The sequence below is a fragment of the Arthrobacter sp. 35/47 genome (genome assembly GCF_000520475.1).
Classification (GTDB): Bacteria; Actinomycetota; Actinomycetes; order Actinomycetales; family Micrococcaceae; genus Arthrobacter_D; species Arthrobacter_D subterraneus.
In genome coordinates this window covers 12526-22772 of sequence record NZ_KI914607.1, presented here as the reverse complement: position 1 = coordinate 22772, position 10247 = coordinate 12526, and the positions used below count along the sequence as shown (strand labels likewise).

Here is a 10247-nt window from a genome sequence, read left to right as displayed (position 1 = left end):
CCCCACACCTAGTGCCCAACGTTTACGGCATGGACTACCAGGGTATCTAATCCTGTTCGCTCCCCATGCTTTCGCTCCTCAGCGTCAGTTAATGCCCAGAGACCTGCCTTCGCCATCGGTGTTCCTCCTGATATCTGCGCATTTCACCGCTACACCAGGAATTCCAGTCTCCCCTACATCACTCAAGTCTGCCCGTACCCACCGCAGATCCGGAGTTAAGCCCCGGACTTTCACGGCAGACGCGACAAACCGCCTACGAGCTCTTTACGCCCAATAATTCCGGATAACGCTTGCGCCCTACGTATTACCGCGGCTGCTGGCACGTAGTTAGCCGGCGCTTCTTCTGCAGGTACCGTCACTTTCGCTTCTTCCCTACTGAAAGAGGTTTACAACCCGAAGGCCTTCATCCCTCACGCGGCGTCGCTGCATCAGGCTTGCGCCCATTGTGCAATATTCCCCACTGCTGCCTCCCGTAGGAGTCTGGGCCGTGTCTCAGTCCCAGTGTGGCCGTCCACCCTCTCAGGCCGGCTACCCGTCGTCGCCTTGGTAGGCCATTACCCCACCAACAAGCTGATAGGCCGCGAGTCCATCCAAAACCACAAAAGCTTTCCACCAACACCACATGCGTGGGAAGGTCGTATCCAGTATTAGACCCAGTTTCCCAGGCTTATCCCAGAGTCAAGGGCAGGTTACTCACGTGTTACTCACCCGTTCGCCACTAATCCCCCCAGCAAGCTGGAGATCATCGTTCGACTTGCATGTGTTAAGCACGCCGCCAGCGTTCATCCTGAGCCAGGATCAAACTCTCCGTAAAAAAATACGAACACAACACAAGCCCCCCGGAAAAAGAAGAACCCATGCTGCACAAAATTCGAAACCAGCCAAAAAACCAGCCACCCCACACGGGAGCACAGGCAGGCATGCCCAGGAAAACCAGAAACCCCAACAACCACACCCCACCCACACCAGGAAACCAACCACGCAAAACGCGATCCGCCCCCGACCCAGGAAGAGTCCAGCCCCTGTTGCCTCAGGACCCAACAGTGTGCCATACACCACCGAACCAGCAACCAACCAGCCCTTTCCACAACCCACACCCACAACCCCCACAAAGAAGGGAAGCGGACACAAGCCCGTACTCAAACCAGCCGGCACCAACCCGGCACCTATCCGTTGATATTCCACCCATGAGCACCCACCGCAGAACAAACGCCTGCGCAATGGGCATACTCCTGACAACCCCCACACCCCACACAACGCGGGACATGAACAGTTGTAGGCGCTCCTTAGAAAGGAGGTGATCCAGCCGCACCTTCCGGTACGGCTACCTTGTTACGACTTAGTCCCAATCGCCGGTCCCACCTTCGACGGCTCCCCCCCAAAAGGGTTAGGCCACCGGCTTCGGGTGTTACCAACTTTCGTGACTTGACGGGCGGTGTGTACAAGGCCCGGGAACGTATTCACCGCAGCGTTGCTGATCTGCGATTACTAGCGACTCCGACTTCATGAGGTCGAGTTGCAGACCTCAATCCGAACTGAGACCGGCTTTTTGGGATTAGCTCCACCTCACAGCATCGCAACCCTTTGTACCGGCCATTGTAGCATGCGTGAAGCCCAAGACATAAGGGGCATGATGATTTGACGTCGTCCCCACCTTCCTCCGAGTTGACCCCGGCAGTCTCCCATGAGTCCCCGGCATAACCCGCTGGCAACATGGAACGAGGGTTGCGCTCGTTGCGGGACTTAACCCAACATCTCACGACACGAGCTGACGACAACCATGCACCACCTGTAAACCGGCCACAAGTGGCCGACACATCTCTGCGCCGTTCCGGTTCATGTCAAGCCTTGGTAAGGTTCTTCGCGTTGCATCGAATTAATCCGCATGCTCCGCCGCTTGTGCGGGCCCCCGTCAATTCCTTTGAGTTTTAGCCTTGCGGCCGTACTCCCCAGGCGGGGCACTTAATGCGTTAGCTACGGCGCGGAAAACGTGGAATGTCCCCCACACCTAGTGCCCAACGTTTACGGCATGGACTACCAGGGTATCTAATCCTGTTCGCTCCCCATGCTTTCGCTCCTCAGCGTCAGTTAATGCCCAGAGACCTGCCTTCGCCATCGGTGTTCCTCCTGATATCTGCGCATTTCACCGCTACACCAGGAATTCCAGTCTCCCCTACATCACTCAAGTCTGCCCGTACCCACCGCAGATCCGGAGTTAAGCCCCGGACTTTCACGGCAGACGCGACAAACCGCCTACGAGCTCTTTACGCCCAATAATTCCGGATAACGCTTGCGCCCTACGTATTACCGCGGCTGCTGGCACGTAGTTAGCCGGCGCTTCTTCTGCAGGTACCGTCACTTTCGCTTCTTCCCTACTGAAAGAGGTTTACAACCCGAAGGCCTTCATCCCTCACGCGGCGTCGCTGCATCAGGCTTGCGCCCATTGTGCAATATTCCCCACTGCTGCCTCCCGTAGGAGTCTGGGCCGTGTCTCAGTCCCAGTGTGGCCGTCCACCCTCTCAGGCCGGCTACCCGTCGTCGCCTTGGTAGGCCATTACCCCACCAACAAGCTGATAGGCCGCGAGTCCATCCAAAACCACAAAAGCTTTCCACCAACACCACATGCGTGGGAAGGTCGTATCCAGTATTAGACCCAGTTTCCCAGGCTTATCCCAGAGTCAAGGGCAGGTTACTCACGTGTTACTCACCCGTTCGCCACTAATCCCCCCAGCAAGCTGGAGATCATCGTTCGACTTGCATGTGTTAAGCACGCCGCCAGCGTTCATCCTGAGCCAGGATCAAACTCTCCGTAAAAAAATACGAACACAACACAAGCCCCCCGGAAAAAGAAGAACCCATGCTGCACAAAATTCGAAACCAGCCAAAAAACCAGCCACCCCACACGGAAGCGGAATGACCAGCAAATCAACCAATCAAAAAACAATCGGTATCAACAAACATGGCACACTATTGAGTTCTCAAACAACAGAAGCACCCGGCACCAAACACAACCCTCAAGGCCGCATCATCGCTCCGGAGCAACTTTTCAAACTTACCCGCCAAACCCCACCCCGTCAAATCCACCCCTTCACCTCCACTTCGTGGCGACCAGAAACAACCTGGTTTTCACTCGATGTGGATGGAGGGCCGGATCCGAAGTGATCGTCGGCGCGGATATAAACTCTAGCACCCCGGCAGCGGACTTGTAAATCCGGCTGCCGGGGCCCCTTCGGAGGCTAGACCTGGGCGGGAGTGAGGTACAGAACGCCCAGCGGTGGAACCCGCAGTTCAGCGTATGCAGGCAACCCGTTTGAGGCTCCCTCGACCGCTTCGACAACCCCCATGTTGCCAACCCCGGAACCGCCGAACTCCTCGGCATCGGTGTTCAGCAGTTCAGTCCACTGGCCGGCCCACGGCATACCGACCCGGTATCCCTCGTGCGGGGAACCGGAGAAATTGGCGATGCAGACAAGCGGGTTTCCCTGCGTGTCCCAGCGAATGAAGGACAACGTGTTGTGGGCGCCGTCGTTCTCATCGATCCATTGGAAGCCTGACGGATCGTTATCCCGCGCATAGAGCGCGGGCGTATCCCGGTAGATGGAGTTGAGCGACTGCACCATCTTCTGCACGCCCTTGTGGGGAATGGTGTCAGAGAGCCACCAGTCAAGACCATGCTGCTCGGACCATTCGGACTCCTGCGCGAACTCGGTGCCCATGAAGATCAGCTGCTTGCCGGGATGCGCCCACTGGAATGCGAGGTAGGCGCGCACGTTCGCCAGCTGCTGCCACCGGTCACCCGGCATCTTGCGAAGGAGCGAGCCTTTGCCGTGGACTACCTCGTCATGGCTGATCGGCAGCAGAAAGTTCTCGGTGTACGCGTAGACCATGGAAAACGTTGCCTTGCCGTGGTGGTGCACCCGGTTGATCGGATCCTCGGCGATGTACTGCAGGGAGTCGTGCATCCAGCCCATGTTCCATTTGATCCCGAAGCCCAGGCCACCCTGGGCAGTGGGGCGGGTGACGCCGTCGAAAGCGGTCGATTCCTCAGCGATCATGACTATGCCGGGCACACGCTTATACGCGGTGGCATTCACCTCCTGGAGGAAGGAAATCGCCTCAAGGTTCTCCCGGCCTCCGAAGCGGTTGGGCTGCCATTGGCCGTCCTCCCGCGAGTAGTCCAGGTAAAGCATGGATGCGACCGCGTCCACGCGCAGCCCGTCAATGTGGAATTCCTCCAGCCAGTACAGGGCGTTTGCGACAAGGAAGTTGCGTACCTCGCGCCGGCCGAAGTCGAAGATCAGCGTTCCCCAGTCAGGGTGTTCGCCCAGTTGGGGGTTGCCGTGCTCGTAGAGGGTGTCGCCGTCGAACCGGGCGAGTGCCCATTCATCCTTCGGGAAGTGGGCGGGGACCCAGTCCATGATGACGCCGATTCCTGCCTGGTGCAGCTTGTCCACGAGGTATTTGAAGTCGTCAGGGTGGCCGAAACGCGAAGTCGGCGCGTAGTAGGACGTGACCTGATAACCCCAGGATCCACCGAACGGGTGTTCCGCGACAGGCATCAGCTCGACGTGGGTGAATCCCTGCCACTGCACGTACTCGACAAGCTGTTCAGCGAGTTGCTTGTAATCGAGTCCGAGGCGCCATGATCCAAGGTGGACTTCATACACGCTCATCGGACCATTGTGGGGATCCTTGCCGCTGCGTTCCTGGATCCATGCATCGTCACCGAAGGCATAGCGGGACTCCACGACGCGGGATCCGGTCAACGGCGGGACTTCGGTACCGCGGGCCATGGGATCTGCCTTCTCGCGCCATTGTCCGTCCCGCCCGAGAATCTCGAACTTGTAGCAGGCTCCGGCTTCAGCCCCGGGAACGAAGAGCTCCCAAATGCCGGAGCTCCCGAGGGACCGCATGGCGTGGACCGATCCGTCCCAGCCGTTGAAATCAGCCTTTACCCGGACCGACTGTGCGTTGGGCGCCCACACCGCAAAGCTCACGCCGGAAATGTCTCCCAACGCGGAGGCATAGCGGCGGACGTGCGCACCGAGCGCGGTCCACAGCGTCTCGTGCCGGCCTTCGGCAATGAGGTGCATGTCGATTTCGCCGAGGGTGGGAAGGAAGCGGTAGGCATCGTCGGTCAGCTGCGGGGCGCCGTCGTACACCACTTCCAGACGGTAATCGGGGACATGCCCTGGGCGCTCGGGCTCCAGCGTTCCGACCCAGATGCCGTTGTGTTCGTGGCTCAGCTCAACCCGGCCGCTGCCTGTGACAACCACAACGCTCTCGGCGAGCCGGCGAAGGGTGCGGACCGTCACATGGCCGTGATGGTCAAGATGCGCTCCAAGCACAGCATGCGGCTGGTAGTAACGGCCCTCCGAGACGGCCTGCAGGATTTCGGTGTCGACAGGAATGGGGTCTCCGGGCGGCGTCCCGGCAGCGGCCTCACTGTGCGCAGCTTCTGCCGCGGGCACCTTGCCGGTTTCCTGCGGGCCTGCCGTTGATTCCTCCACGATCCCTTCCTGGTGGGCCTCTTTGTGGTCTGGCTTCTCCTCCACGCTCTGTTCCTCTGCGGCACGACCGCCCTTAAGCATCCGTCGAACTGCGGAAACAGGTACATCCACCCAATCTGGCCGGTTTCTCAATTCGTACACCACCTCATAGAGTGCCTTATCAAGCCATAGCGCGCGGAACAGGACGCTCGCGCGGTCAACCGCTGTTCCGGCTTCGTCTGAATACCCTTCGAGGAAGGCTTCAACCGCCTCCGAGGCCCATTCTTCCGCAACCGACGGCGTTACTGAGCCCTCATGCACGCCCACCCCCGCTGCGTACTCGAGGGAACGGACCAGCCCGACGACGTCGCGCACCGGCACATCGGGCACGCTCCGTTCAGCCGCAGGTCGCAGTGGTTCCCCTTCGAAATCGAGGACCAGCCAGGCGCCCTCGCGTGTTGCAAGGATCTGCCCCAGATGAAGGTCGGCATGAATGCGCTGGAGCTCCGGAAGCTTCTCCAGTCCGTGGACCTCGCGGGCGACCGACTGGATCTCCGCGTCGAAGGGTCCCACAGCGGAGCCCGCTTCCCGCCAGGCCCATTCGATGCGGCTGGCCAGTGATTCGCGGAACTCTGCCGCTTCGGCCTCGGTTGCCGGACGGCTCCCGAAGGCCTGCCCCAGCTGGGTGTGGACCCGCGCGACGACGCGGCCCAGTTCCCCGGATTCCGCGGTAAACGGCTTGCCCGCTTCGAGTGCCGTGAGCGCCTGCTTCCAGGCATCCTTGCTTCCGGTGAGGAATTCCCGCAGCACGCTGAGGTGACCGGTTATCCACTCACCACCCGCCCGCGCGTCCTGCCAGCTGCCCATTACCCACCCGAACGTCTGCGGGACGTCCATGCTTCCGGCATCTGTCAGTTTCGCGCTCACCTGAACGTCAGGGCTCTCACCGGCAGCGAGGACACGAAAAAACTTCAGGATCATGGGGGTCTTGCCCGAGGAGATCACAACCGAGGTGTTCGATTGCTCACCACCGAGCACGGAAATCCCGGCCGACGGCGGAACCCCGTTACTGGACGCGAAGTCGCCCAGCGCTGTCGCGGTGGTCCTTCCATCCGGTGTCCCGCCGCCGGTACGGATCAGCTCCAGCCACGCAGAGACGAAGACCGGGTCATGGGTGCCGTCATAGACGTAGCGGCGCCCAAGTTCGGCATGATCCGTCTCGCCCAGAAGGGCCGCGTCAGCGCCTTCGAGCGGCTCGGACCGGAAGGAAAGCGGAACATTGACGACGTCGAGTCTTCGCCCCGATTCGACTGCGACAAGGTGGACCTCGAGGCCCACCTCACCTGATGGGTCCTCCAGGCGGATCCCGCCGGCACGGCTCAGGGAAATCTCCCTGCCTTTCGACGGGAACCAGCGCTGGCTGGGCATCCAGGCTGCAAGCAGTTCGGGAAGGGGTGAAGTCGGTGCGTCCATTACTGTGCTGCCTCCGAAATAGGGATTACGGGGATGGCTTCGGTATGTGGAGATGCGACATTCGAGCTGGCCGAGCGCAGGCGCAACCAGTAGAAGTCGTGGCTGCCCAGGGTGAGCGTGAGGTCTCCCTCTTCGCCGAAGGCAGGGAATGGGGTGCCGCCGAAGAGGTCCCGCAATCCCCGACCGGAGTACTCCGGAAGGTGGAGACGCGCCGCGACCGGGTGCTGGGAGAGATTGAAGACGCACAGAATGACTTCCGGCTGCTCTCCTTCGGCGTTTCCGGCTTCGACCTCACGGATGAAGGCGAGGACCGGCTCAGCTTCGGTGGGCACGTTGCGGTAGGACCCCAGGCCGAACGCGGGGTGCGACCGCCGAACCGCGAGCATCTGGCGCATCCAGTGAAGCAGTGAACTGGAGCTTGCCAGCTGCGCTTCAACGTTGACGTGGTTGTAGTGGTAGACGAGGGACTGCACCACCGGGAGGTAGAGCTTTCCCGGGTCCGCCGTGGAGAAGCCGGCATTCCGGTCCGGGTTCCACTGCATCGGCGTGCGGGAAGCGTCGCGGTCCTCGAGCCAGATGTTGTCGCCCATACCGATCTCATCGCCGTAGTACAGGAAGGGACTTCCCGGCAGGGACAGAAGCAGGGCATGGATGAGTTCCACTTCGGCGCGGGAATTGTCCAGCAACGGAGAGAGCCGGCGCCGGATACCGATGTTGGCCCGCATCCGGGAATCAGGGGCGTACCAGCCGAGCATCGCCTCGCGTTCCTCGTTGGTCACCATCTCGAGGGTGAGTTCATCATGGTTGCGGAGGAAGGTTCCCCACTGCGCCCCTGACGGGATATCCGGAGTCTCCGCCATCGTTTCGATGATCGGGGCAGCCTTCTGGTCACGAAGCGCGTAGAACAGCCGCGGCATGATCGGGAAGTGGAAGCACATGTGGCATTCCGCGCCGTCGTCGTCGCCGAAATACTCAACCACCTCTTCCGGCATCTGGTTTGCTTCGGCGATGATGACGCGGCCGGGATAGTTTTCGTCGACCATGGCCCGCAGGTCCTTGAGGAACTTGTGGGTGGCGGGAAGGTTTTCGCAGTTTGTGCCCTCTTCCTCGAAGAGGTACGGAATTGCGTCCGCCCGGAAGCCGTCGATTCCCTGGTCGAGCCAGAAGCGTACGACGTCAAAGAGTGCCTCGATCACCTTCGGGTTTTCGAAGTTGAGGTCCGGCTGATGGCTGAAGAACCGGTGCCAGAAGAACTGCCTTCGCACAGGGTCGAAGGTCCAATTGGACTCTTCGGTGTCCACGAAGATGATTCGCGCGTCCTGGTACTTCTCGTCCGTGTCACTCCAGACATAGAAGTCACCGTACGGCCCGTCCGGATCCGTCCGTGATTCCTCGAACCACTGGTGTTTGTCAGAGGTGTGGTTCAGCGGAAGGTCGATGATGACGCGCACGCCGCGCGCATGCGCCTCAGCCACCAGGCGCTTGAAATCACTCAGGCTCCCGAACTCGTCGAGGACATCGTAGTAATCCGCGATGTCGTAACCGCCGTCGCGCAGCGGGGACTTGAAGAACGGCGGAAGCCACAGGCAGTCGACCCCAAGCCATTGCAGGTAGTCGAGCTTGTCGATAAGACCCGTGAAGTCTCCGGAGCCGTCGCCGTTGGCGTCCGCGAAACCACGCACCAACACTTCATAGAACACCGCCTTGCGATACCAGTGGGGGTCATGCGCAAGACCTGGGGCATGTAGCTGAAACGGGTTCGCCACTAACTCGTCCTCCTGACGGAAAGGATATGTGCTGGTTCAACATGGGCGTCCAGCCTGACATAGTTATGGGCTCCCCATTGCCAACTCTGACCGGTGATCAGGTCATCGACCCAGAAAGTGCCGTCCTCGTTCCAGTCCTCCCCCGAGAGGCCAAGCGCCTCAAGATTGAGGGATACGGTGCACTCCCGCGCACTGTGCGGATCAACATTGACCACGACGATCAGCGTGTCCTTCCCCTGCCCGTCCTCCCCGAGACCGGCCTTGTGCTTGGAGAAGGCCACAGTGGCGGAGTCGGTGGTGCTGTGAACCGTAAGGTTCTCGAGGTCACCGAGCGCCGGATGCGAGCGGCGGATCTCGTTCAGCCGAGTCAGGAAGGGGGCGAGGCTCCGGCCCTGCGCTTCGGCGGCTTCGTAATCACGTGGGCGGTACTGGAATTTCTCGTTGTCGATGTACTCTTCCGCCCCCGGGCGTGCGACGTGCTCGTACAGTTCGTAACCGGAATAAACTCCCCACAAAGGGCTCGCCATGGCAGCGAGGACAGCCCTGACCTTGAAGGCTGCCGGGCCGCCGTACTGGAGGTACTCCGTCAGGATGTCAGGGGTATTGACGAAGAAGTTGGGCCGGAAGAACGCGGGAGTGTCCCTGCTGACCTCCGTGAAGTACTGCTCCAACTCCTCTTTGGTATTCCGCCAGGTGAAGTACGTGTAGGACTGCTGGAAGCCGGCGCGCCCCAGGGCGTGCATCATGGCGGGGCGCGTGAATGCCTCGGCGAGGAAGACAACGTCGGGGTGCTTCGCGTTCACCTTCGCAATGAGCCACTCCCAGAACTGCACGGGCTTGGTGTGCGGATTATCCACCCGGAAAATACGCACCCCGTGGCTGACCCACAGAAGCACGATGCGCAGGACCTCGTTGTAGATGCCGTCCGGGTCATTGTCGAAGTTGATCGGATAGATGTCCTGGTACTTCTTCGGGGGATTCTCGGCGTAGGCGATCGAACCGTCCACGCGGGTGGTGAACCACTCGGGATGCTCCGTGACCCAGGGGTGGTCCGGGGACGCCTGCAGCGCGAGGTCCAGGGCGATCTCGAGATTCAGTTCGGCGGCTCGCTGCACGAAGGCGTCGAAGTCCTCGAACGTCCCGAGATCCGGATGAATCGCGTCATGGCCGCCTTCGGGAGCACCGATCGCCCAAGGCGATCCGGGGTCACCGGGCCCTGCGTTCAGGGTGTTGTTGGGGCCCTTACGGTGTGAAGTTCCGATCGGATGGATCGGCGGGAGGTAGACGACGTCGAAACCCATCTGCGCGACCGCGGGCAGGCGCTTGGCGGCAGTTGTGAAGTTACCGGAGGTCCACTGGGCGGTAGAGGGGTCGTAGGAAGCGCCCTCAGACCGCGGGAAGAATTCATACCAGGCGCCCCGGCCGGCTGCTTCGCGCTCCACCAGGATGGGGTACGCCCGGGAGGGTGTCACCAGGTCCCGGAGCGGCTCGCGCTCGACCGCAGCGCGGATGTCGGCTG

At 60.9% G+C, this 10247-nt stretch carries 4 protein-coding genes and 2 rRNA genes; 1 reads left to right on the top strand and 5 read right to left on the bottom strand.

Features of this window, described 5'->3' with window-relative positions; all coding sequences use genetic code 11:
• Positions 1–814, bottom strand: a 16S ribosomal RNA gene (locus tag X803_RS0112025); the annotation flags it as partial.
• A gap of 476 nt (positions 815–1290) precedes the next feature.
• Positions 1291–2814 (bottom strand): 16S ribosomal RNA (locus X803_RS0112020).
• A 99-nt stretch (positions 2815–2913) separates the two neighbouring features.
• Here X803_RS0112020 and X803_RS21920 point away from each other — a divergent pair.
• A complete protein-coding gene (locus tag X803_RS21920) occupies positions 2914–3162 on the top strand; it encodes a bifunctional DNA primase/polymerase (RefSeq protein ID WP_156930060.1) in 249 nt (82 codons plus the stop codon).
• 74 nt (positions 3163–3236) lie between these two features.
• On the opposite strand, the gene glgB is transcribed toward X803_RS21920, so the two are convergent.
• The 3 genes from glgB to X803_RS19625 all read right to left on the bottom strand — a co-directional run.
• Positions 3237–6962: a 1,4-alpha-glucan branching protein GlgB gene (gene glgB / locus X803_RS0112015; protein WP_026545329.1), complete on the bottom strand. Its 3726-nt coding sequence runs from the start codon at positions 6960–6962 to the stop codon at positions 3237–3239.
• Entirely contained in the window at positions 6962–8728 is a 1767-nt protein-coding gene (treS, locus tag X803_RS0112010; protein ID WP_026545328.1) for a maltose alpha-D-glucosyltransferase, read from the bottom strand. The genes glgB and treS overlap by 1 nt, the downstream gene beginning before the upstream one ends.
• A partial coding sequence (locus X803_RS19625; RefSeq protein ID WP_035778832.1) for an alpha-amylase family protein occupies positions 8728–10247 on the bottom strand: 1520 nt, incomplete at its 5' end. The genes X803_RS19625 and treS, both read right to left, overlap by 1 nt.